Here is a 21,860-nt window from a genome sequence, read left to right on the forward strand (position 1 = left end):
TGATTCCCCTTTTCGGTTTAAACTCTTGAAGTCATTTTATTCTTTTTCTTGATATTTAGGTAAGAAGGTTTCCATCAAGAAGGAAGTATCATAATCTCCAGCAATGACATTACGATCTGAAATGAGGTCAAGCTGGAAATCTGCATTGGTCTGCACCCCCTCTATCTCTAGTTCATAGAGGGCTCGTTGCATTTTCATCAAGGCATCAAAACGATTTTCACCGTGAACGATGATTTTAGCAATCATACTATCATAATAAGGCGGAATGGTATAACCTGGATAAACTGCTGAATCCACGCGCAAGCCTACTCCTCCACTTGGCAGATAGAGATTGGTAATCTTACCTGGACTTGGAGCAAAGTTGAAGGCTGGGTTTTCTGCATTGATCCGACACTCGATGGCATGACCACGCAGAACAATATCTTCTTGCTTAACAGACAAAGGCTGACCTGCCGCAATGCGAATTTGTTCCTTAACGATATCCACACCTGAAACAAATTCTGTTACTGGATGCTCTACCTGAACACGTGTATTCATTTCCATGAAATAGAATTTACCACTGGCTTCATCAAGAAGAAACTCAATGGTCCCTGCATTTTCATAACCAACAGACTCTGCCGCTCGAACAGCCGCAGCACCAATTTCATGGCGCAGCGTTTTTCCGATTGCAATCGAAGGACTTTCTTCCAAAACCTTTTGGTTATTCCGTTGAAGAGAACAATCCCGTTCCCCCAAGTGAATCACATGTCCATGCTCATCTCCTAGGATTTGAACCTCGATGTGACGAGCTGGATAGATAACCCGTTCTATGTACATGGCACCATTGCCATAATTGGCCTTGGCTTCACTTGAAGCAGTATCAAAGGCGGAAACGAGGTCTTCTGGTTTTTCAACCTTACGAATCCCTTTACCACCTCCACCTGCTGAAGCCTTGAGCATAACAGGGTAGCCAATTTTTTCAGCAACAATCAAAGCTTCCTCAGAGTTATGCACTTCTCCATCTGAACCTGGAATGACAGGCACGCCTGCTTTAATCATCTGAGCACGCGCATTGATTTTATCTCCCATCATATCCATGACATGACCAGATGGACCGATAAACTTGATACCAACTTCTTCACACATGGTTGCAAATTTGGAATTTTCACTGAGAAATCCGAAACCTGGGTGAATGGCTTCTGCCTCAGTCAAGACTGCAGCTGATAGAACCGCATTAATATTGAGATAAGACTCTGTAGGCTTACCAGGACCGATACAAACTGCTTCATCTGCCAAAAGCGTATGCAGGGCTTCCTTATCAGCAGTTGAATAAACCGCCACCGTTGCAATCCCCAATTCACGCGCCGCACGGATAATACGAACCGCAATTTCACCACGATTGGCAATTAAAATTTTTCGAAACATGGAGAACCTCCTTAGTTCCCTATTGCAAAGGTAAGAGTACCACTGGCCGCAAGCTTGCCATCCACTTCAGCCTTTGCTTCAACCACAGCAATGGTGCCACGACGTTTTACAAAAGTCGCTGTCATAAGCAATTGGTCGCCTGGTACAACTTGCTTCTTGAATTTAACCTTATCCATACCAGCGTAAAAGACCAGTTTCCCCTTATTTTCAGGTTTTGATAACTCCAATACACCAGCTGTTTGCGCCAAGGCTTCCATAATCAGAACACCTGGCATGACAGGGTATTGAGGGAAATGACCATTAAAGAAGGGCTCATTGATGGTCACATTTTTGATGGCAACAATGGTGTCCTCGCGCACTTCCAAGACACGGTCTACTAGTAGCATAGGATAACGGTGGGGAAGGGCTTCTTTGATTCCTTGAATATCGATCATTTGATACGTACCAATCCTTTACCAAACTCAACCATTTCTTCGTTAGAAACGAGAATTTCCGTTACCACACCATCCTTAGGTGCTGGAATTTCATTCATGACTTTCATGGCTTCGATAATCACCAATGTTTGACCTTTTTTAACACTATCACCAACTGTTACAAAGGCAGGTTTATCTGGACCAGCAGCCAAGTAAGCCACTCCAACAAGTGGACTCTCTACAACATCTCCCTCAGCAGCCACACTTGCTTCAGCTGGTGCTGGAACCTCTTCTGTTACAGTCTCTGCTGGAGTAGATGTAGGAGCTACTGGACTTGGTGTTGCTAGAACAGGTGCTGGAGCGACTTGAGGTACAGCTTCAGATACCAGTCTAGCTTCATTCTTGCTAAACTGCAACTCATCCGTCCCGTTCTTATAAGAAAATTCTCTCAAACTTGACTGGTCAAATTGAGCCATCAAGTCTTTAATATCGTTTAAATTCATACTTATTTATTCTCCCAACGTTTGAAAGCAAGAACGGCATTGTGGCCACCAAAACCAAAGGTATTTGAAATAGCGTATGGAATTTCTTGCTCCAAGCCTTGTCCATAAACGACATTGGCTTCGATATAATCTGATACTTCACTTGTTCCAGCTGTCATTGGTACAAAGTTATGACGCATAGCTTCGATGGTGACGATAGCTTCTACCGCACCTGCAGCTCCCAGTAAATGTCCTGTGAATGATTTGGTTGATGATACAGGTACTTCCTTACCAAGAACAGCTACGATGGCACCACTTTCTCCTTTTTCATTAGCAGGAGTTGACGTTCCGTGAGCATTAACATAGGCTACTTGCTCTGGAGAAATTTCAGCTTCCTCCAAAGCTAGTTTGATGGCCTTGATAGCACCCTGACCTTCTGGATGTGGTGAAGTCATATGGTAAGCATCACAGGTATTTCCGTAACCAACTACTTCGGCAAGGATCGTTGCCCCACGTTTTTCAGCGTGTTCAAGACTTTCAAGAACCAACATCCCTGAACCTTCACCCATGACAAAACCGTTTCTGTCCTTATCAAATGGGATAGAAGCACGACTTGGATCCTCTGTAGTAGAAAGAGCTGTCAAAGCTTGGAAACCAGCAATCGCAAAAGGTGTGATAGAGGCCTCTGAACCACCTACCAACATAACATCTTGGAAACCAAACTTAATTGAGCGGAAAGCATCTCCAATTGCGTCATTTGATGAAGCGCAGGCAGTATTGATGGATTTACAAACACCGTTTGCTCCAAAACGCATGGCAACATTTCCTGAAGCCATATTTGGCAAGGCTTTTGGAAGGGTCAAGGGTTTCACGCGTTTTGGCCCTTTGTCATTTAGGCGAAGCACTTGATCTTCAATTTCCTTGATTCCACCAATACCAGAGGCCACGATAACACCAAAACGATCTTTATCAAGGGCCTCTACATCAAGACCTGCGTGATTGACAGCTTCTTGGGCTGCGTACAAGGCATACAAAGAGTAGTTATCGAAACGATTGGTATCTTTCTTTACAAAGTATTTATCAAAAGGAAAATCTTGGATTTCTGCTGCATTATGCACATCAAAGTCACTATGATCAAATTTTGTAATTGGACCAATTCCAATTTTTCCAGTTGTCAAACTATTCCAAAATTCTTCTGGTGTATTTCCGATTGGAGATGTTACTCCATAACCTGTTACTACTACGCGATTTAGTTTCATCTTTTTTACCTCTAGCTTCTGCTACATACTTAAGCCACCATCAATGGCAACCACTTGACCAGTTAGATAATCTTGGCCTGCTAAAAATACTGTCAAATCTGCAACCTGCTCTGCCTGCCCAAATTCTTTCATAGGAATTTGTGCCAGCATGGCATCTTTTACCTTGTCTGATAGAACAGCTGTCATATCGGACTCAATCATTCCAGGTGCAATAGCATTAACCCTGATATTGCGATTGGCCACTTCACGCGCCACAGACTTGGTAAAACCAATCAAACCAGCCTTAGAAGCTGCATAGTTAGCTTGACCGATATTTCCCATCAAACCAACAACACTAGACATATTAATGATAGCACCTTCTCTGGCTTTCATCATCGGTTTCAAGACTGATTGTGTCATGTTAAAGGCACCAGTCAAGTTAACCTTGAGCACTTTTTCAAAATCTGCTTCTGTCATCTTGAGCATTAGGGTATCTTGGGTAATCCCTGCATTGTTGACCAAAACATCTACTGAACCCAGCTCTACAATAGCTTGATCAACCATACGCTTAGCATCTGCAAAATTTGATACATCTCCTGAAATGGGAACCACCTTGACATCATAGTCTGCAAACTCAACGAGCAATTCTTCTGAGATTGCCCCACGACTGTTTAAGACAATGTTGGCTCCTACTTGAGCAAACTTGTGGGCGATGGCAAGACCAATCCCACGACTCGAACCTGTAATAAAGATATTTTTATTTTTTAGTTGCATTCTTTTCTCCTGTTTCCTCTTGTATTTATGGGAGAAGGGATTACTTGTTTTCTAGCAAAGTTTCCAAACTAGCCCGATCTTCAACATTGGCTAGTTTAGCTGTCTTATCAATTTTTTTCACAAAGCCTGACAAGACTTTCCCCGGACCAATCTCGATAAAGTTGGTTACACCTGCTTCTTGCATAACTGCAATACTTTCATAGAAACGAACTGGCTCCTTGACCTGACGCGTCAAAAGTTGAGCAATGTCTTCTTTTTTCATAACTGCAGCTTCTGTATTGCCGACTAGGGGACAAGTGAAATCTGAAAAACTTACCTGAGCTAGAGTTTCAGCTAGTTTCTGGCTAGCAGGCTCAAGGAGAGCAGTATGAAAGGGACCTGAAACCTTGAGAGGAATCAAGCGTTTGGCACCTGCTTCTTGCAAGAGTTCGACAGCTCGGTCAACTGCAGCCACTTCTCCACCAATCACGATTTGTGCAGGTGTATTATAGTTGGCTGGGGTAACCACTCCAAGTTCAGAAGCTTTTTGACAGACTTCTTCAATGACCTCTACTGGCGTATTGAGAACTGCGACCATCTTACCAGAGCCAGCAGGAGCCGCTTCTTCCATATAGGCGCCACGCTTAGCAACCAAAGCAACCGCTTCTTCAAAATTCAAAGCACCGCTGGCTACCAAGGCAGAGTATTCTCCAAGAGACAAACCAGAAACCATATCAGGCTGATAGCCCTTTTCTTGCAATAAACGATAAATAGCAACTGAAGTCGCTAAAATAGCTGGTTGCGTATAGCGGGTCTGATTGAGCTTTTCTTCTTCCGTATCAATGAGATAACGCAAATCATAACCGAGTACCTGACTCGCTTGATCAATCGTTTCTTTGACAATCGGGTAGTGATCATAGAGATCCCGTCCCATACCTAGATACTGGGCACCTTGGCCAGCAAATAAAAAGGCTGTTTTAGTCATTTCTTACAACTCCTGCCCAACGAGAGGCTTCTTCTTGAATTTTCTTAGCTGCTCCGTAATACAAATCTTTTAGGATTTCTTCAACGGTTTCTTCTTTGGAAACAAGCCCTGCAATTTGACCTGCCATGACAGAGCCTCCATCCACATCTCCGTGAACAACCGCTTTGGCTAGAGCACCTGCTCCCATTTGTTCAAAAATTTCCAAATCTGGATTTTCTTGTTTAAAAGCATCTTTTTCAGCTTGTTCAAAATCACGAGTCAACTGATTTTTAATCGCACGAACAGCATGTCCAAAGTGTTGAGCTGAAATCGTAGTATCAATATCTCTAGCTTTTAAAATTTTCGCCTTATAATTTGGATGGGCATTAGACTCTTTTGCAACGACAAAGCGAGTTCCAACCTGAATAGCCTCTGCACCTAGCATAAAGCCAGCCGCAGCACCTTCACCATCTGCAATCCCTCCTGCAGCAATGACAGGAATAGATACAGCTGCAGCCACCTGGCGCACCAAGGTCATGGTTGTTAATTTACCGATATGCCCCCCGGCCTCCATTCCTTCTGCAATGACAGCGTCTGCTCCGATTTTTTCCATGCGTTTTGCTAGAGCAACACTTGGTACAACTGGAATAACTGTTATACCAGCTTCATGGAATCGTTCCATGTATTTGCTTGGATTTCCTGCTCCTGTTGTCACTACCTTAACACCCTCCTCGATAACGAGATCTACAATATCTTCCACAAAGGGAGACAAAAGCATGATGTTGACACCGAAGGGTTTATCAGTCAATGATTTGATTTTATCAATATTTGCCTTGACAACTTCTTTCGGGGCATTTCCCCCACCGATAATCCCTAGTCCTCCAGCCTTGGAAACAGCCCCTGCCAAATCACCATCAGCAACCCAGGCCATTCCTCCTTGGAAAATAGGATAATCAATGTTCAATAATTCTGTAATACGCGTTTTCATAGTGCCTCCATCGTTTCTTGCTTACGTAATAGTTCGATACTACCATAATTTGACAATCAAACTATTGCCTAAACAAGAGGGAGCGGGTTCCCCTACTCCTTCTATCTATATTCTGTTTATTTTGTTTGCTCTTCAACGTAGGCAACCAAGTCACCAACTGTTTTCAGGTCATCTTCTGCTTCGATTTGGATATCAAAAGCATCTTCGATTTCTGAGATTACTTGGAACAAGTCCAATGAATCTGCGTCCAAATCATCAAAAGTTGATTCAAGTGTTACTTCTGATGCGTCTTTTCCAAGTTCTTCAACGATAATTTCTTGTACTTTTTCAAATACTGCCATGATAGGACTCCTTTAAAATAAATAGTTTTTTTATAACAATGTGTTCACCACATGATTACCTAAATTGTAAGAATGAGCGTGCCCCATGTCAAACCTCCACCGAAGCCTGATAGTAGAACAGTCTGGCTACCATCTAAAGGGATGAGACCTTGTTCTACACACTCTGAAAGTAAAATCGGGATACTGGCTGCACTGGTGTTGCCATATTCCATCATATTGGCTGGAAGTTTATCTCGGTTAACACCGATTTTTCTAGCCATTTTATCCAAAATACGGTCATTAGCCTGATGAAGTAGTAGATAATCCAAGTCTGTCGCCTCTATAGGAGATTCATCAATAGTCTGTTTGATAGACTTGGCTACATCCCGAATGGCAAAATCAAAGACTGCGCGCCCATCCATCTTCAAAAATGAATCTGCATTTTCTTGATCTGAAAATGGAGAATGCAAGCCTGAATGTCCATAAGTTAGACACTCGCTACGACTCCCATCACTATTGAGACTCTCAGCCAAGAAATGCTCTTGCTCGCTAGCTTCTAGCAAGACTCCACCAGCACCATCTCCAAACAAAACAGCTGTTGATCGGTCTGACCAATCGACTGCTTTAGACAGGGTTTCACTACCAATCACCAAGCCTTTTTGAAAGCGACCAGAAGCGATAAACTTTTCAGCAGTTGAAAGAGCAAATACAAATCCACTGCAAGCCGCTGTCAGGTCAAAAGCAAAGGCCTTATTAGCACCAATATTGGCTTGAACACGAGCAGCTGTTGAGGGCATCATCGAATCTGGAGTAATGGTAGCTAGGATTATAAAATCCAACTCCCCTCCTGTGATTCCAGCTTTTGCCATCAGTTTCTTGGCAACTTCTGTGGCCAAATCACTAGTAGATTCTGTTCTTGAAATATGCCTTTGTCGTATTCCCGTCCGACTTGAAATCCACTCATCATTGGTATCCATAATCTGAGCCAAATCATGATTTGTAACCACTTGCTCTGGCACATAATGAGCAACCTGGCTTATTTTTGCAAAAGCCATTATCTCAAATCCTCCAAAAATTGATAAAGATTAGTCAAACCTTTGCTCATAACCTCAATTTCTTGCTTACTCATACCATCAATGATTTTTTCAACCATGGCCTTGTGGAAGCGTTTATGTAACCTATGAACCAAGCGACCTTTCTTTGTCAAATGCAGATGTACCACACGTCGATCATGTTCTGAACGAATGCGTTCAATGTAACCCTTGCGTTCGAGATTATTCAAACTAGTCGTAACTGTCCCAAGAGTCACCATCAACTCTTTTGACACTTGACTTGGTGTCACATCTGGAACTTTTCCAATCACATCAATCGTATGCATTTCTTTGATGGAGATATCCTTGAAACGACTACCCCTCAAGCTAACTTCCTCAATAACGAGGACATTGTTAAATATAGACGTTAAATATTCATTAATTCGTTGGTAGTCCAATCTTTCCTTCCCTCCTTTTCAAAAAAACTTTTAGAATCAAAACATTTGACAAAAGAATTATATCAAAGTTCAAAGAATGGTGCAAGTATTTTTTTATTTTCCTGTAAATTTAGGTCTTCTTCTCTCCGAATGAGCCCGAACTCCCTCTTTGAAATCCTCTGTTTTCGCTAGTGATTCCTGAAGGTTCAGTTCTAAAGTAGCATAATCTTGCCAATCTTTAAATTGGCTTTCCCAAACCAACTTCTTGATGGCAGCATAGGAATTAGCTGAACCTCGTCTCAATTTTTTAAGAAGCTGTTCTCTGGTTTTTTCTAACTTATCAGCTTCAGAAATACGGTAAACCACACCCCACTCCAGAGCTTTTTCTGCTGTCAAAGCCTCTCCTGTCATGGCTAGTTGAGTAGCACGCGTCACACCAATACTTCGGCTCAAGAGATGAATCCCTCCTGCATCTGGAGCCAAACCAACTCCGACAAAGGCTTGGATAAATTTAGCCTTATCGGTCGCTAAACAGAAATCTGCGGCAACAGCCATATTCGCTGCAGCACCTGCAACAGCCCCATCAACCTCCATCAAAACAGGCTTTGCAATTTGCTTGATTTTATAAGAAATAGCATTGACTAGTTCTGCAATTTTCGTCAATGATGGAATATCATCCTCATCCACTGCCCGCTTCATCTCTACTAAATCTCCTCCAACTGAGAAGACTTTGCCATTCGCATTGATCAAGATAAAATGCACAGCTGAATCCTCTTCCGCCATAGTCAAGGCTTCTAAAATCTCCTCACACATAGGAATATGGAAACCATTAGCGACATCAGGACGGTTTAAAGTAATAATTGCCAAATCCTCTTCAATCTGATAAATAATATGTTCCATCTGGACTCCTTTTTTATTTTTATAAGCAAGTTAAGTTATTTTATTATCAAAGTATATCTTTTTTATTCTAAAAAAGCAAGAATAAGAATGTAATAAGTGTCTCAGCCGATTTTAGATTCCTTATCTTTCCCTGTAAAATGGATTATTTTCTTCATTTGAAAAAAGGCTTTCTTTCTGCTATAATCGTATAAAATACTTACTTTAGGAGTCCTTATGAAGGTTGTTAAATTTGGAGGTAGTTCTCTTGCCTCTGCTAGTCAGTTAGAAAAAGTTTTAAACATTGTCAAAAGTGATTCAGAGCGTCGTTTTGTGGTCGTTTCTGCGCCCGGTAAACGCAATGCTGAAGATACTAAGGTTACGGATGCCTTGATTAAATACTACCGCGACTATGTTGCTGGTAACGATATTAGCAAAAGTCAGAACTGGATTATTGAACGCTATGCTGCTATGGTTAGTGAACTAGGACTAAAACCTGCTGTTTTAGAAAAAATCTCTAAAAGCATTCGCGCCTTGGCCACTCTTCCTATTGATGAAAATGAATTTCTCTACGATACTTTCCTAGCAGCTGGTGAAAATAACAATGCTAAATTGATTGCTGCCTATTTTAACCAAAATGGGATTGATGCACGCTATGTGCATCCTAGAGAAGCTGGTATTGTGGTCACAAGTGAGCCTGGCCATGCTCGCATCATTCCATCAAGTTATGACAAGATTGAAGAATTAACAAACGCAAATGAAGTCCTTGTCATTCCTGGTTTCTTTGGGGTTACCAAGGAAAATCAAATCTGTACCTTCTCACGTGGAGGCTCTGATATTACAGGTTCTATCATTGCTGCAGGTGTTAAGGCCGACCTCTATGAAAACTTTACAGACGTTGATGGTATCTTTGCAGCCCACCCTGGTATTATCCACCAACCACACTCGATTCCTGAGTTGACCTACCGTGAAATGCGTGAGTTGGCCTATGCAGGATTCTCAGTCCTTCATGATGAAGCTCTTCTACCTGCCTACCGTGGAAAAATTCCTCTAGTTATCAAGAATACCAACAATCCTGACCATCCAGGTACTCGTATTGTTTTAAAACACAGTAGTGATGAATTCCCAGTTGTGGGAATTGCTGGTGATTCTGGCTTTGTCAGCATCAACATGTCTAAATACCTCATGAACCGTGAGGTGGGATTTGGACGCAAGGTTCTGCAAATCCTTGAAGATCTTAACATCGGTTGGGAACATATGCCAACAGGTATCGACGATCTTTCAATCATCCTCCGTTCTCGCGAACTAACTCCTATCAAGGAAGAAGAAATCCTTCGTCAGTTGGTTCAAAAGGCTGAAGTAGACCATGCAGAAATCGAACACGACCTTTCTATCATTATGATTGTTGGTGAAAAGATGAAGAGCCATATCGGAGTAACTGCTACTGCGACACGCGCTCTATCTGAAAACAAGATCAACATCCAGATGATGTCGCAAGGTTCTAGTGAAGTTTCTATTATGTTCGTTGTCAATAAAGACCAAGAGAAAGCAGCAATCAAAGCCCTCTACAATGCCTTTTTCGGTGAAAGTAAGGAAGACTAACCATGGCCCAATCTCTTAACAAAACAGTGCTTCTCAATACAACAGGTACCTCCTACCTCTCTATAGCTGGGAAAGTTGGGAAATTTCTTGTCGGAGATCAGGCTCTGGAATTTTACCCAGATGTCAATGTCGAACAATTTATCCAGATTCCTTGGAGCCATATCAACCAGATTGGGGCCAATGTCACTGGGCGAAAAATCAGTCGCCACTTCGAAGTCTTTACAGACAGAGGAAAATTCCTCTTTGCTTCAAAAGACTCAGGTGCCATTCTTAAAATTGCTCGCGAAAAACTGGGCAATGACAAGGTCGTCAAACTTCCGACCCTGATTCAAACCATTAGTCAAAAATTTAAAAATCTATTTGCAAAAAAGTAGAAACTTTAGTATAATCATAGCAACGGATAAGTAGGTTATCTTCTTCTTTCAGAAAGTCTGCGGGTGCTGCGAGCAGATAGGAGGGATAGGTGAAATTCTACCGTTAGTAACAATTACATACACAATCAAGTGCACACCTGTGAAGTTGGATGGAACCGTGGCCCTGCCACTCCAACGCTTTGTCAGGTGTGCTTTTTTTACAAAGGAGTTCTTATGTTAGATATCAAACGCATTCGTACAGACTTTGATGCTGTCGCAGAAAAATTGGCTACACGTGGTGTAGATGCTGCTATCTTGAATGAGATGAAAGAAATCGATGCTAAACGTCGTGACATCTTGGTCAAGGTTGAAACTTTAAAAGCAGAACGTAACACAGTTTCTGCTGAGATTGCCCAAGCTAAGCGCAACAAGGAAAATGCAGATGACAAGATTGCTGCCATGCAAACTCTATCTGCTGAAGTCAAAGCCTTGGATGCTGAATTGGCAGAAATCGATGCTAAATTGACAGAATTTACCACTACTCTTCCAAATATTCCAGCTGATAGCGTTCCTGTTGGGGTTGACGAAGATGACAATGTGGAAGTTCGCCGTTGGGGTACTCCACGCGAGTTTGATTTCGAACCTAAAGCTCACTGGGATCTTGGTGAAGACCTTGGCATCCTTGACTGGGAACGCGGTGGTAAGGTAACAGGAGCTCGCTTCCTCTTCTATAAAGGTCTCGGCGCTCGTTTGGAACGTGCTATTTACAACTTTATGTTGGATGAACATGGAAAAGAAGGCTACACTGAAGTCATCACACCTTACATGGTTAACCACGATTCTATGTTTGGTACTGGTCAATATCCAAAATTCAAGGAAGATACTTTTGAATTGAGCGACAGCAATTATGTCCTCATTCCTACAGCTGAAGTTCCTCTAACAAACTACTACCGTGATGAAATCCTTGATGGTAAAGACCTGCCAATCTACTTCACTGCTATGAGTCCTTCATTCCGTTCTGAGGCTGGTTCTGCTGGTCGTGATACTCGTGGCTTGATTCGTTTGCACCAATTCCACAAGGTTGAAATGGTTAAATTTGCCAAACCAGAAGAATCTTACGAAGAATTGGAAAAAATGACAGCCAATGCTGAAAACATCCTTCAAAAACTTAACCTTCCATACCGTGTCGTTGCTCTCTCTACAGGAGATATGGGCTTCTCAGCTGCGAAGACTTACGACTTAGAAGTTTGGATTCCAGCACAAAACACCTACCGTGAAATCTCAAGCTGTTCAAACACAGAAGATTTCCAAGCCCGTCGTGCCCAAATCCGTTACCGTGATGAAGCAGATGGCAAGGTGAAATTGCTCCATACCTTGAACGGTTCTGGACTTGCAGTTGGACGTACAGTGGCTGCTATTCTTGAAAACTATCAAAATGCAGATGGTTCTGTGACCATTCCAGAAGCACTTCGTCCATACATGGGTGGAGCTGAAGTTATCAAACCATAAAAAATAAGGTTTAGCTATTTCTAGCTAGACCTTTTTTCGTAACCAATTCAGATAAGCGCCTAATACAAAGAGCAAAATAATTAAGCAAATAGCGGTTTCAGCCAGTACCAAATAATCCAAAAATGGAAGTTTCAAGATTCCCTGAGCCATCTTAAGTGAAGTAGCTGTGATAATGGTTGGGAAGGTGAGGGCTGAGAAGGCTGGTTGAAAGCCTTGTTTTAAAATATTGGGCAGGCGAGTTAAAACAAAGAAAAAGAAAGATTGAGATGCCAAAATCATAACGATTAAGACCCACGTTGGTAGGCTGGCACCTCCAACTCGAACCAGTGAGGCCAAAAGTAGAGAGAAAGGAGCACAGTAGATTCCTTCTTGTCCAAGCAAGGCTGGTGGGAGTGGATGTTTCTTTAAATCGCTATAAATAAGCGGGTAGAGATAGAAGGTCAAGAGAAAACCAAAACTCAAGGTAGCATAGGCAATTTCTATGATGCCTACAAGAGGATAGGTCAAGGCTGCTACTGCTATCCCCACATAGAGAACCGTCCAGCTAGGAGTGGCATGAACCCTCCGACCCGGACAAGCAAACTTTATAGTGAAACCAGCAATCAAGGCCAAATCCAAGAGAAATGAAAACCACCAGATTCCTTGCGCTACCAAAGGAAGATGAGGGAAGACGCGAAAAACATAAGTCGATAAAATCATCCCAGCCATGGGAAAAGTCGCCATTCCTGACAAAAGAGGAGGTTTGGTCAACTCTTGCTTGGTTTCTTTCCAATTAAAGAGATGAAAAATCAGAAAGTAAATCCACAAAACCAAACCTGTCAGACTAAAAAGATGTGACAGAACCGGCAACGTATCTAAAATAAGATTTCCAGCTCCTGCCAAACCTAGCAGACAACCAGAAAATACCAAGGGGAGTTTTTTCATCCTAACCTCCAATAATCATGTTAGTTTCAGTATAGCATAAAAGCGCTTAAATGAGGACTTAAAAAAACGAAGTCCGATTATTTCAGACTTCATTTTACTCAGATATGAATTAGGCATAAGGTTGCAATTCTGGGTTAATTGGTGTATTGGCTAGGTTATTGGCATAGTTACAGAGGCTTGCTAGGCTGACACCAAGAACCACATCCAAGGCATTTTGTTGGGTGTAGCCAGCTTCTAGAAACTCAGCCAAGGCTTCATCTCCAACACGACCCTTGGTATTGATAACTGCCAAAGTAAACTTAGCCAGAGTGTCTAATTTAGGATCTGTTTCAATTGGAGTACGATTGCGAAGGGCTTGAAGAAGGTCATCGTTCATCTGGATTTGTTTGATTGAAAAGGCTGTGTGGCCTGCGACGCAGAAGGCACAACCATTGGTCACGGCTGCAGTGATTTGCACCACTTCACGCTCAACAGGCGTCAAGCTGTTGCGACGATTGATGGCTCCGACAGTACGATAAGCCTCTAAAGCAGTCGGTGCATTAGCCAAGAGACCGATTAGGTTGGGAATATAGCCATTGTTATCTTTTTGTACTGTTTCAAGAACCTCTTTCACTTCTGCTGGCGCTGATTCGACTGTATGGATGGTAAATGTTGTCATCATAAAACCTCTTTTCATTTTGTTGAAACCTAGTCTATCACAGATTCTATACCTTGTATAATATATATTTTAAATTACACTGATAGAAATTTTTTATGAAAGCAAAAAATCACACGCGATGTGTGATTTCATTATTTATTAAAATACTTTTTAGTCTCAGCAATAACGACTGGCGATAAAACTAAGAGGGCAATCAAGTTCGGCAGAGCCATCAAGGCATTGACAATATCTGCGATAATCCAAACCATATCCAACTCGATAAATCCTCCCAACAAGACCATGAATACAAAGACCACACGGTAGAGCCAGATAAAGCGAACCCCAAAGAGAAACTCGAAACAACGTTCTCCGTAATAGTTCCAACCTAGAATCGTTGTAAAGGCAAAGAGTACAAGGAAGATGGTCAAAAGGGCAGGTCCAAAGTGTGAAAAGACTGTTGAGAAGGCTGACTGAGTCAAGGCAACCCCATTCAAATCACCACTCCAAACACCAGTCACCAAGATGGTCAAACCAGTCAGAGTACAGATAATGAGGGTGTCAATAAAGGTTCCTGTCATGGAAATCAAGCCTTGCTCTACCGGTTCATTTGTCTTAGCTGCAGCTGCTGCAATGGGAGCAGAACCCAGACCAGACTCATTTGAAAACACACCACGCGCCACACCATTTTGAATAGCCATCCGAATGCTAGCCCCAGCAAAACCACCCACCGCAGCAACAGGACTAAATGCTGATGTCAAGATTAAAGCGATTGTGGCAGGGATTTTCCCAATATTAAAGAAAATAACTGTAAGAGTTCCCAAAATATAGATGATGGCCATAAAAGGAACAACAGTAGTTGAAACCTTTGAAATGGACTTGAGACCACCAAAGACTGCAATTGCTACAAATACAGACAACACAAGAGCTGTGATGGCTGGCGAAATAGTTGTTGTATTTTGGATAGATTCTGTAATCGAGTTGACTTGAGTGAAGGTTCCTATTCCCAACAAAGCTACTAGAACACCTGCTAGGGCAAAGAAGATGGCAAGTGGTCGCCACTTTTCTCCCATCCCTAGAAGGATATAGTGCATCGGACCTCCCGCTACTGCACCATGGTCGTCCTTGGTGCGGTATTTAATGGCTAATAATCCTTCCGCATACTTAGTTGCCATTCCAAAGAAAGCAGCCATCCACATCCAAAAGAGGGCTCCTGGGCCACCGACCTTGATAGCCGTCGCCACCCCGATAATATTTCCCGTACCAACTGTCGCTGCGAGTGCTGTACACAAGGCCGCAAAACTGGATACATCGCCATGCCCCTTGTCCTTAGTAAAAATAAGCTGGAAGGCCTTTGGCAGACGCAAAATCTGCAAAAGTCCTAGACGGGCAGTTAGGTAAATCCCTGTCCCAACCAATAAAATCAAGAGGGGTGGACCCCAAGCAAAAGCATCAATTGATTTAAGCAATTCTAACATTTCCTTCTCCTATCTTTTCAACCCCAAAAGAAAGAGCACATGCAAGATACATGTACTCTGGAATGCTTAGATAAATGCTAAAAAGCGGTCTATCCTAGCTCTGTCCTTTTACCTGAGAGTTTGAGCAGTTGCCTGCCTTGCCCCTTCGGTGCCTTTACGGTCTCTCCAGAGTTCCGTCCATTTACAGTCATGGAAAATCAAACGATTCGCCACTTCTATTAAACTTCATTCGGTGTTGGTATTTAATTGATTCTTATTTTACAAAAAATGTTGGCTTTTGTCAATGTGTTTTAAAAAATTCTTATTTGACTTTGTAGAAGAAGGATTGAGCATTCCCATGTGCGTGGGGTGCTTGGTGAATAATCATTCGGTCTCTACTAGTATCAGATGCATCTTCTACAAAATTTGGCTCAGTAACTGTCGGAATAACCACTCCAGCAGGAATCATATCGAGTTGCGCCCTAATAGTTGGAGCTTTATAACTTGTAATTATATATCCATCTTTAAAAACAGCATCATTGATATCCACATAAAATTCTGCTGGTTCTATTAAGCCATTTTTACTAAAAACTAGATCCTGTCCCCCATTTCCTGTACTCCATCTTCCCTCAATACTAGAAAAATCTCCATTTTTGATGGCGTTTATATCCATTTTCCCTGAAGCTGTTTTGCTAGTTGAAGATGCTGTTGCAGCTGTCCCCTTGTCTGAATTACTTCCTCCAGGAAGTTTATCTGAAACTGACTTCCAACTTAGGGTTTCTAGAGAAATGGGCGAACCGACACCAAGATCTGCTAACTCTTGAGCTTCCTTGGCCTTCACCAAGGACTGGCCATTATCACTAAATTGGTAGTGGGCATAGATGTGACTCATTGCTGTACCAGCTCCACGATAGAGCAGAGAATTGTCTGGCAGGATACCGACTGTCATTCTCTCACCAATCTGGTCTAAACGATTTTCTTGATTGGTCAGACGGATCACCTTTCCATCTTTCAAAGTACGAATATCAAGTAAACTCTTTTCGCCACTCTTCATTTCAAGAGCAAGCAAGAGTTCATCCTCTCCGTCGTTATTCAAATCTGTCTTGTGGTAAACTACATCTGTGTAAAAACCTTGAGAAGACTTCACTTGACTAGCCAGAGGATTGACCTCAATACCGGTCGGCAAGGTACCTTTGGTTACTTTTTCATAGTCATCGAGAACCTTGTTATATTGGCTGTAATCTATCTCTGGACTTGATGCAGATGTATCTGATGTTGAGTCAGATGGTGTTTCTGCGCTTTTGTTCCAAGGTAGATACTGACATCCTCCTAAAACCAGTGTCAGTAAAAGCATTGTGGCTAATAAAAACTTTTTCATATTACTCCCATTTCTGATTGATAGAAAACAATTAACTAATTCATTTTGATTCTTTTTTATATGTTCATTTGCTTTTTCTTATCCTTTAAATGTCACAATAGTCGCACCACTACCTCCAGCATTTTGTGGGGCATAGCCGAAACTCTTGACATGCTTGTTTCTTTGTAGGTATTTGGTAACTCCTTCACGGATGACTCCTGTTCCGATACCATGGATGATATCAACTTGAGCCATATTGTTAAGCAAGGCTTGGTCTATAAAGGCATCTAGCTCATTCATGGCCTCTTCATAACGTTTGCCTCGAAGGTCCAGTCTGGCTTGAGGGCCACGACCAGAAGTTCGTTTCACAACATTGACTTGTTTCTTCTTGACTTGCTTTTCTTGCTGGGCTTGAACAAGGTCAAACTCTTTCTCTTCTAAGGTCATCTTAATCAAGCCAACTTGGGCCTCCCAGCGGCCGTCCTTGAGTTGACTGGTCAAGGTACCACGCTGTCCGTAACTGAGCACCACGATATCATCTCCCACCTTTGGAGCTCGTTTTTTCTTGGCCTTTTGAAGGACCTTGTTTTTAGACAAATCTACTTTTTCAGGAGCCAATTTTTTCAGCTTGGCCTTAGCTTCAATGATTTCATGGGGCTTGAGTTGAGATTTACTATGGAGATTCTTAAGAATATGATCACTTTCACTGAGGGCCATGTCCACAATCTCAGCAGCTTGTTCACGCGCCTTGTTAAGCTCGGTTTCCTTTTCATGATTGAGCTCGTTGTAGAGTTTTTTGAGAGCACGGTTCATCTTGAGATTTTCTTGCTCCACCTCACGGATATTGTCCAAGCGTTTGCGACTCTCTAGCGTCTGCTCTTCCAGTTGCTCAATAATCCGGTTAACATCATTGTCCTGATCAACCTGCTGACTAGCATCCCCTACGATAACCTCAGATAGACCTAGACGTTTAGCAATTTCAAAGGCATTGCTTCGACCAGGAACACCCTGCATAAAGCGATAGGTCGGGCGTAGAGTTGCAGTATCAAACTCCATGCTAGCATTTTGCACAAAGGCTGTCTCAATACCGTAGGCCTTGAGCTCTGGATAGTGAGTAGTAGCCATGGTCTTGACTTGACGCAGACGAAGTTCTTCCAGAATAGCCATGGCAAGGGCGGCTCCCTCTTGGGGATCAGTACCAGCTCCTAACTCATCCAAGAGCAAGAGTGAATGTTGGTTAACCTTGCCAAGAATATCCACAATATTGGTCATGTGGCTAGAGAAGGTAGACAAGCTCTGCTCAATAGACTGCTCATCGCCAATATCAGCAAAAATTTCTTCAAAAATACCAACACGACTTCCCTTATCTGCTAAAATCGGCAAACCGGACTGAGCCATAACCTGCGTCAATCCCAGAGTTTTAAGCATGATGGTCTTCCCACCCGTATTGGGACCTGTAATGACAATGGCTGTTAAATCTTGGCCAAAATGGACATCATTTGCGACGGCATTTTTGACCAAAGGATGGCAGACATGGAGCAGTTGAATCTCTTGATTTTCTGATAGCTGAGGAACGACTGCTTGCCTTTCTTGGATAAAGCGAACCTTGGCACGAATCAAGTCCAGATGGCCGATAATCCAAGCATCATTGGCAATCTCAGCCGCATGAGGGCGAATACGCTCCGAGATTTCTTGGAGAATGCGAAGCATTTCATAACGCTCATCTGCTCGCAAACTGGCAATTTCTTCGCTCAGTTTGACCACCTCACGGGGTTCAATGTAGACGGTATTTCCACTAGCAGAAATATCATGAACAACACCTGCAATCTTATTACGGTAGGTGTTTTTGACTGGTAAAACCTGACGGCCATTTCTGCTAGTAACAATCCCTTCTGTCAACATCTGTGATTTTTGCTTGAGCAAGTCTTGTAAAACATCGCGTACCTGACTCTCACTATCATGGATTTTTCGACGAATTCGCGCCAATTCTTCACTGGCAAAATTTTCAATGAAACCTGCATCATTAAAGGCTTGGAGATTTCCTTGTAATTGCGGAAAATCATGTAATTTCTCAAACAAAAGGGCTAATTCTTCCAAGCTAACATTTTCCAGATTGGCGTAAAAACTTTGCAGCTCTCGGCTAGCAAGAAGTACGCGCTTCAAGAGTAGGAACTCCTCGATATTGAGGTCCGCTCCCATCTCCAACCGCTTGCAGACTCCTGCGATTTCCTTGGTTGCAAGAATAGTAAAATGCGGTTGCTCGACGAAAAGAGCCTGCATTTCCTTCATCTCAGCAAAAGCCTGTTTGATTTTATCCGCTTTGGCAGTCGGAGCCAGCTGTCTCAATTGCTCCAAACCCTGCTCGGTCAACAAATGGGGTTCAAACAAAGCCTTGACCTTATTGAACTCTAATGTTTCTAATATTTTCTTATTCATCTTTATTTCCTTGTCTTTGAATGTCTAGGTGTATGATACTCAATAAAAATCAAAGAGCAAACTAGTAAGCTAGCCGCAGGTTGCTAAAACAGTGTTTTGAGGTTGCAGATGGAAGCTGACGTGGTTTGAAGAGATTTTCGAAGAGTATTAGCTTTTTACATTCTGATAGATTCTAGTCAATCTGTAAACAAAGGGCTAGGAAAACTCCTGCCCTTTTTATCCGATTAAATTTGTCACCCAGATTTGTTTGAGCCAACTGGTTGTTACTGGTATGCTCTGGATGATGTGTTTTGCGACGATACTCTTTTCAAGAGGATTTTGTATAGCTGCCATGGGAATGGTCGCCAAGATGGTCAAGGTCATTTGCAAGACAAATAAGGTCACCAACATGGACAAGATACCTGCTGAAACTTGGAACAACTTGCCACCCAGTTTTTTACTAGGAATCAAGTGCAAGAGGAGACCAAGCAAACGACCGATGCTATAGACAATCCCAAATACAAGCAAGTAGCCGATACCTGCATAAAAGACCTTATCCAATTGAAAGAGTTGATCCGATGGGAAAAAGAAAGTTCCCTGACCTTCCTGCGGATTTGCATAAGGGACCAACAAATGAAATTGTTCTCCAAGCCCCTTATAAAACTGGCCAGCCACAAAAGCAGATGCCATGGCTGAAATCAGGTAATAGACCTGTAAGAGCAGCCCTCTCCGATAACCGATATAAAATCCCCAAGCCAAGACCAATAGAAGAAGGAGTGAAATCATAAGGAATCCTCAATCTTGCTCTGTTCTTGCTTACAAGTCACAAGCTTGTGACGGAGTTCTTTTAATTCTTGCTCCTTATCATCAAATTCAATCTCACGGCTGAGCTGAGTTGACAAACAGTTGACTGCCAACAAAAGAGCGATTGTTTCATCGTCTGCACTAGGCATTTGTTCTTTAATTGCTTGGTATTTTTCTGTCGCAACCTTAGCGATTTCCTCCATAAAGAGATTATCATGCTCGCTTGTCAAGGTTAATGATTTTTTCCCGAATGTAAATTTGAATCGATTTAGATTTGCCATAAAATTCACCTCACGATATTATACCAAAATTCGCTAATTTTGTCAGTTTTTACAAATTTACCTGCTTTTATGGTACAATAGAAACTATGGCAAGTATAACACTCACACCAAGTGAAAAGGAGATTCAGGCTTTTCTTGAACACTATCAAACCAGTCTGGCTCCCAACAAGAATCCCTATATCCGCTACTTTTTGAAACTACCTCAAGCAACGGTTTCTATCTATACTTCTGGAAAGGTCTTGCTTCAAGGGGAAGGAGCTGAGAAATATGCTAGTTTCTTTGGCTATCAAGTTGTAGAGGAAAACAGGGGACAAAATTTCCCTTTAATTGGGACAGATGAGGTTGGAAATGGTTCCTACTTTGGTGGGCTTGCAGTTGTGGCTTCCTTTGTCACACCTGACCAGCATGCCTTCTTGCGAAAACTCGGTGTGGGAGATTCCAAGACTTTGACAGACCAAAAAATTCGGCAGATTGCCCCTATCCTCAAAGAAAAAATCCAGCACCAGGCACTCCTTCTCTCACCAAGCAAGTACAACGAGGTCATCGGAGACCGCTACAATGCTGTTTCGGTTAAGGTTGCCCTCCATAATCAGGCTATCTATCTCCTCCTTCAGAAAGGTGTTCAGCCTGAGAAAATTGTGATTGATGCCTTTACCAGTGCTAAAAATTACGACAAGTACTTGGCACAAGAGGCCAATCGTTTCAGCAATCCTATCAGCTTAGAAGAAAAGGCTGAGGGCAAATACTTGGCTGTAGCAGTTTCTTCTATCATTGCGCGTGATCTCTTTCTGGAAAATCTTGAAAATCTGGGACGAGAGCTGGGCTATCAACTTCCAAGTGGAGCTGGAACGGCTTCTGATAAGGTTGCTAGCCAGATTTTGCAAGCCTATGGAATGCAGGGACTTAACTTCTGTGCCAAACTGCACTTTAAAAATACTGAAAAAGCGAAAAAACGCTTAGAAAGGTAAGTTATGAATTCGTTTAAAAATTTCTTAAAAGAGTGGGGATTGTTCCTCCTAATTCTGTCATTACTAGCTTTAAGTCGTATCTTTTTTTGGAGCAATGTTCGCGTAGAAGGGCATTCCATGGATCCAACTCTAGCGGATGGAGAAATCCTCTTTGTTGTCAAACACCTCCCTATTGACCGTTTTGATATCGTGGTTGCCCATGAAGAAGATGGTAATAAGGACATTGTCAAACGTGTTATCGGAATGCCTGGCGATACCATCCGTTACGAAAATGATAAACTTTACATCAATGACAAAGAGACAGATGAACCTTACCTAGCTGACTACATCAAACGCTTCAAGGATGACAAACTCCAAAGCACCTACTCAGGCAAGGGCTTTGAAGGAAATAAAGGAACCTTCTTTAGGAGTATTGCTGAAAAAGCTCAAGCCTTCACAGTTGATGTCAATTACAACACCAACTTTAGCTTTACTGTCCCAGAAGGAGAATACCTTCTCCTCGGAGACGACCGCTTGGTTTCGAGCGACAGCCGCCACGTAGGTACCTTCAAAGCAAAAGATATCACAGGGGAAGCTAAATTCCGCTTCTGGCCAATCACCCGTATCGGAACATTTTAAGAGACTTAAGAGGCCGAGAATCAACAATCTCA

Annotated in this window: 23 protein-coding genes and 1 riboswitch; of the genes, 5 read left to right on the plus strand and 18 right to left on the minus strand. The window is 42.4% G+C overall.

All coding sequences use genetic code 11. The annotated features are described in order from the left end of the window. Positions 1–36: 36 nt before the first annotated feature. The 11 genes from accC to CBI42_RS09225 form a co-directional block, all read right to left on the minus strand. On the minus strand, positions 37–1,404 hold the full coding sequence (gene accC, locus CBI42_RS09175; protein ID WP_061589556.1) for an acetyl-CoA carboxylase biotin carboxylase subunit: 1,368 nt from the start codon (positions 1,402–1,404) through the stop codon (positions 37–39). Positions 1,405–1,415: 11 nt separating this feature from the next. Next, positions 1,416–1,838, minus strand: coding sequence for a 3-hydroxyacyl-ACP dehydratase FabZ (fabZ, locus tag CBI42_RS09180; RefSeq protein WP_049492970.1), 423 nt, complete (start codon positions 1,836–1,838; stop codon positions 1,416–1,418). Continuing rightward, on the minus strand, positions 1,835–2,320 hold the full coding sequence (gene accB / locus CBI42_RS09185) for an acetyl-CoA carboxylase biotin carboxyl carrier protein (RefSeq protein ID WP_094753833.1): 486 nt from the start codon (positions 2,318–2,320) through the stop codon (positions 1,835–1,837). Before accB ends, fabZ begins: the two co-directional genes overlap by 4 nt. Before the next feature lie 2 nt (positions 2,321–2,322). Further along, a complete protein-coding gene (fabF, locus tag CBI42_RS09190; RefSeq protein WP_094753834.1) occupies positions 2,323–3,558 on the minus strand; it encodes a beta-ketoacyl-ACP synthase II in 1,236 nt (411 codons plus the stop codon). A gap of 21 nt (positions 3,559–3,579) precedes the next feature. Continuing rightward, positions 3,580–4,311, minus strand: a complete 732-nt coding sequence (gene fabG / locus CBI42_RS09195) for a 3-oxoacyl-[acyl-carrier-protein] reductase (RefSeq protein ID WP_094753835.1) — start codon at positions 4,309–4,311, stop codon at positions 3,580–3,582. A gap of 40 nt (positions 4,312–4,351) precedes the next feature. Further along, on the minus strand, positions 4,352–5,275 hold the full coding sequence (gene fabD, locus CBI42_RS09200) for an ACP S-malonyltransferase (protein ID WP_094753836.1): 924 nt from the start codon (positions 5,273–5,275) through the stop codon (positions 4,352–4,354). After that, positions 5,268–6,242 carry an enoyl-[acyl-carrier-protein] reductase FabK gene (fabK, locus tag CBI42_RS09205; RefSeq protein WP_049500269.1) on the minus strand — a complete coding sequence of 325 codons (975 nt, stop codon included), beginning with the start codon at positions 6,240–6,242 and terminating at the stop codon, positions 5,268–5,270. The genes fabD and fabK overlap by 8 nt, the downstream gene beginning before the upstream one ends. A gap of 116 nt (positions 6,243–6,358) precedes the next feature. After that, entirely contained in the window at positions 6,359–6,583 is a 225-nt protein-coding gene (locus tag CBI42_RS09210; protein WP_000257838.1) for an acyl carrier protein, read from the minus strand. Between the two features lie 59 nt (positions 6,584–6,642). Next, positions 6,643–7,617, minus strand: coding sequence for a beta-ketoacyl-ACP synthase III (locus CBI42_RS09215; protein ID WP_094753837.1), 975 nt, complete (start codon positions 7,615–7,617; stop codon positions 6,643–6,645). Further along, entirely contained in the window at positions 7,617–8,051 is a 435-nt protein-coding gene (gene fabT / locus CBI42_RS09220; RefSeq protein WP_000386355.1) for a fatty acid biosynthesis transcriptional regulator FabT, read from the minus strand. Before fabT ends, CBI42_RS09215 begins: the two co-directional genes overlap by 1 nt. Positions 8,052–8,144: 93 nt before the next feature. Continuing rightward, positions 8,145–8,930: an enoyl-CoA hydratase gene (locus tag CBI42_RS09225; protein ID WP_094753838.1), complete on the minus strand. Its 786-nt coding sequence runs from the start codon at positions 8,928–8,930 to the stop codon at positions 8,145–8,147. 213 nt (positions 8,931–9,143) lie between these two features. Here CBI42_RS09225 and CBI42_RS09230 point away from each other — a divergent pair, with 213 nt between their 5' ends. The 3 genes from CBI42_RS09230 to serS all read left to right on the plus strand — a co-directional run bounded on the left by CBI42_RS09230 (position 9,144) and on the right by serS (position 12,370). Then, positions 9,144–10,508 carry an aspartate kinase gene (locus CBI42_RS09230; RefSeq protein WP_094753839.1) on the plus strand — a complete coding sequence of 455 codons (1,365 nt, stop codon included), beginning with the start codon at positions 9,144–9,146 and terminating at the stop codon, positions 10,506–10,508. A gap of 2 nt (positions 10,509–10,510) precedes the next feature. Further along, positions 10,511–10,882, plus strand: a complete 372-nt coding sequence (locus CBI42_RS09235) for a DUF956 family protein (RefSeq protein ID WP_000079350.1) — start codon at positions 10,511–10,513, stop codon at positions 10,880–10,882. Between the two features lie 213 nt (positions 10,883–11,095). Beyond that, a complete protein-coding gene (gene serS / locus CBI42_RS09240) occupies positions 11,096–12,370 on the plus strand; it encodes a serine--tRNA ligase (RefSeq protein WP_094753840.1) in 1,275 nt (424 codons plus the stop codon). Positions 12,371–12,394: 24 nt separating this feature from the next. Here the strand turns inward: serS and CBI42_RS09245 are convergent, their stop codons facing one another. The 7 genes from CBI42_RS09245 to zapA form a co-directional block, all read right to left on the minus strand. Further along, a complete protein-coding gene (locus CBI42_RS09245) occupies positions 12,395–13,294 on the minus strand; it encodes a TDT family transporter (RefSeq protein ID WP_094753841.1) in 900 nt (299 codons plus the stop codon). A 109-nt stretch (positions 13,295–13,403) separates the two neighbouring features. Continuing rightward, on the minus strand, positions 13,404–13,952 hold the full coding sequence (locus CBI42_RS09250) for a carboxymuconolactone decarboxylase family protein (protein WP_000206774.1): 549 nt from the start codon (positions 13,950–13,952) through the stop codon (positions 13,404–13,406). Positions 13,953–14,083: 131 nt separating this feature from the next. Beyond that, entirely contained in the window at positions 14,084–15,406 is a 1,323-nt protein-coding gene (locus tag CBI42_RS09255) for an alanine/glycine:cation symporter family protein (RefSeq protein ID WP_094753842.1), read from the minus strand. A 90-nt stretch (positions 15,407–15,496) separates the two neighbouring features. Continuing rightward, a riboswitch (glycine riboswitch) is annotated at positions 15,497–15,585 on the minus strand. Positions 15,586–15,707: 122 nt separating this feature from the next. Continuing rightward, positions 15,708–16,763 carry a DUF6287 domain-containing protein gene (locus CBI42_RS09260; protein ID WP_094753843.1) on the minus strand — a complete coding sequence of 352 codons (1,056 nt, stop codon included), beginning with the start codon at positions 16,761–16,763 and terminating at the stop codon, positions 15,708–15,710. A 78-nt stretch (positions 16,764–16,841) separates the two neighbouring features. Beyond that, complete coding sequence (locus CBI42_RS09265; protein ID WP_094753844.1) at positions 16,842–19,178, minus strand: endonuclease MutS2; 2,337 nt, start codon at positions 19,176–19,178, stop codon at positions 16,842–16,844. Between the two features lie 216 nt (positions 19,179–19,394). Continuing rightward, positions 19,395–19,943, minus strand: coding sequence for a CvpA family protein (locus CBI42_RS09275; RefSeq protein WP_004256956.1), 549 nt, complete (start codon positions 19,941–19,943; stop codon positions 19,395–19,397). Continuing rightward, positions 19,940–20,242 carry a cell division protein ZapA gene (zapA, locus tag CBI42_RS09280; RefSeq protein WP_020901580.1) on the minus strand — a complete coding sequence of 101 codons (303 nt, stop codon included), beginning with the start codon at positions 20,240–20,242 and terminating at the stop codon, positions 19,940–19,942. Before zapA ends, CBI42_RS09275 begins: the two co-directional genes overlap by 4 nt. Positions 20,243–20,328: 86 nt before the next feature. Between zapA and rnhC the strand changes: the two genes are divergently transcribed. Continuing rightward, a complete protein-coding gene (rnhC, locus tag CBI42_RS09285) occupies positions 20,329–21,210 on the plus strand; it encodes a ribonuclease HIII (protein WP_094753845.1) in 882 nt (293 codons plus the stop codon). 3 nt (positions 21,211–21,213) lie between these two features. Beyond that, the gene (gene lepB, locus CBI42_RS09290) at positions 21,214–21,828 is read left to right on the plus strand and encodes a signal peptidase I (protein WP_004245100.1); all 615 of its coding nucleotides are present in this window, start codon (positions 21,214–21,216) and stop codon (positions 21,826–21,828) included. Positions 21,829–21,860: the final 32 nt, after the last annotated feature.

Source organism: Streptococcus sp. KR, from assembly GCF_002238115.1.
GTDB lineage: Bacteria > Bacillota > Bacilli > Lactobacillales > Streptococcaceae > Streptococcus.

Excerpts from the sequence above, each read along its gene's own strand:
- accC (WP_061589556.1), bottom strand. The coding sequence starts at position 1,404 with ATGTTTCGAAAAATTTTAATTGCCAATCGTGGTGAAATTGCGGTTCGT.
- fabZ (WP_049492970.1), bottom strand. The coding sequence starts at position 1,838 with ATGATCGATATTCAAGGAATCAAAGAAGCCCTTCCCCACCGTTATCCT.
- accB (WP_094753833.1), bottom strand. The coding sequence starts at position 2,320 with ATGAATTTAAACGATATTAAAGACTTGATGGCTCAATTTGACCAGTCA.
- fabF (WP_094753834.1), bottom strand. The coding sequence starts at position 3,558 with ATGAAACTAAATCGCGTAGTAGTAACAGGTTATGGAGTAACATCTCCA.
- fabG (WP_094753835.1), bottom strand. The coding sequence starts at position 4,311 with ATGCAACTAAAAAATAAAAATATCTTTATTACAGGTTCGAGTCGTGGG.
- fabD (WP_094753836.1), bottom strand. The coding sequence starts at position 5,275 with ATGACTAAAACAGCCTTTTTATTTGCTGGCCAAGGTGCCCAGTATCTA.
- fabK (WP_049500269.1), bottom strand. The coding sequence starts at position 6,242 with ATGAAAACGCGTATTACAGAATTATTGAACATTGATTATCCTATTTTC.
- CBI42_RS09210 (WP_000257838.1), bottom strand. The coding sequence starts at position 6,583 with ATGGCAGTATTTGAAAAAGTACAAGAAATTATCGTTGAAGAACTTGGA.
- CBI42_RS09215 (WP_094753837.1), bottom strand. The coding sequence starts at position 7,617 with ATGGCTTTTGCAAAAATAAGCCAGGTTGCTCATTATGTGCCAGAGCAA.
- CBI42_RS09225 (WP_094753838.1), bottom strand. The coding sequence starts at position 8,930 with ATGGAACATATTATTTATCAGATTGAAGAGGATTTGGCAATTATTACT.
- CBI42_RS09230 (WP_094753839.1), top strand. The coding sequence starts at position 9,144 with ATGAAGGTTGTTAAATTTGGAGGTAGTTCTCTTGCCTCTGCTAGTCAG.
- CBI42_RS09235 (WP_000079350.1), top strand. The coding sequence starts at position 10,511 with ATGGCCCAATCTCTTAACAAAACAGTGCTTCTCAATACAACAGGTACC.
- serS (WP_094753840.1), top strand. The coding sequence starts at position 11,096 with ATGTTAGATATCAAACGCATTCGTACAGACTTTGATGCTGTCGCAGAA.
- CBI42_RS09245 (WP_094753841.1), bottom strand. The coding sequence starts at position 13,294 with ATGAAAAAACTCCCCTTGGTATTTTCTGGTTGTCTGCTAGGTTTGGCA.
- CBI42_RS09250 (WP_000206774.1), bottom strand. The coding sequence starts at position 13,952 with ATGACAACATTTACCATCCATACAGTCGAATCAGCGCCAGCAGAAGTG.
- CBI42_RS09255 (WP_094753842.1), bottom strand. The coding sequence starts at position 15,406 with ATGTTAGAATTGCTTAAATCAATTGATGCTTTTGCTTGGGGTCCACCC.
- CBI42_RS09260 (WP_094753843.1), bottom strand. The coding sequence starts at position 16,763 with ATGAAAAAGTTTTTATTAGCCACAATGCTTTTACTGACACTGGTTTTA.
- CBI42_RS09265 (WP_094753844.1), bottom strand. The coding sequence starts at position 19,178 with ATGAATAAGAAAATATTAGAAACATTAGAGTTCAATAAGGTCAAGGCT.
- CBI42_RS09275 (WP_004256956.1), bottom strand. The coding sequence starts at position 19,943 with ATGATTTCACTCCTTCTTCTATTGGTCTTGGCTTGGGGATTTTATATC.
- zapA (WP_020901580.1), bottom strand. The coding sequence starts at position 20,242 with ATGGCAAATCTAAATCGATTCAAATTTACATTCGGGAAAAAATCATTA.
- rnhC (WP_094753845.1), top strand. The coding sequence starts at position 20,329 with ATGGCAAGTATAACACTCACACCAAGTGAAAAGGAGATTCAGGCTTTT.
- lepB (WP_004245100.1), top strand. The coding sequence starts at position 21,214 with ATGAATTCGTTTAAAAATTTCTTAAAAGAGTGGGGATTGTTCCTCCTA.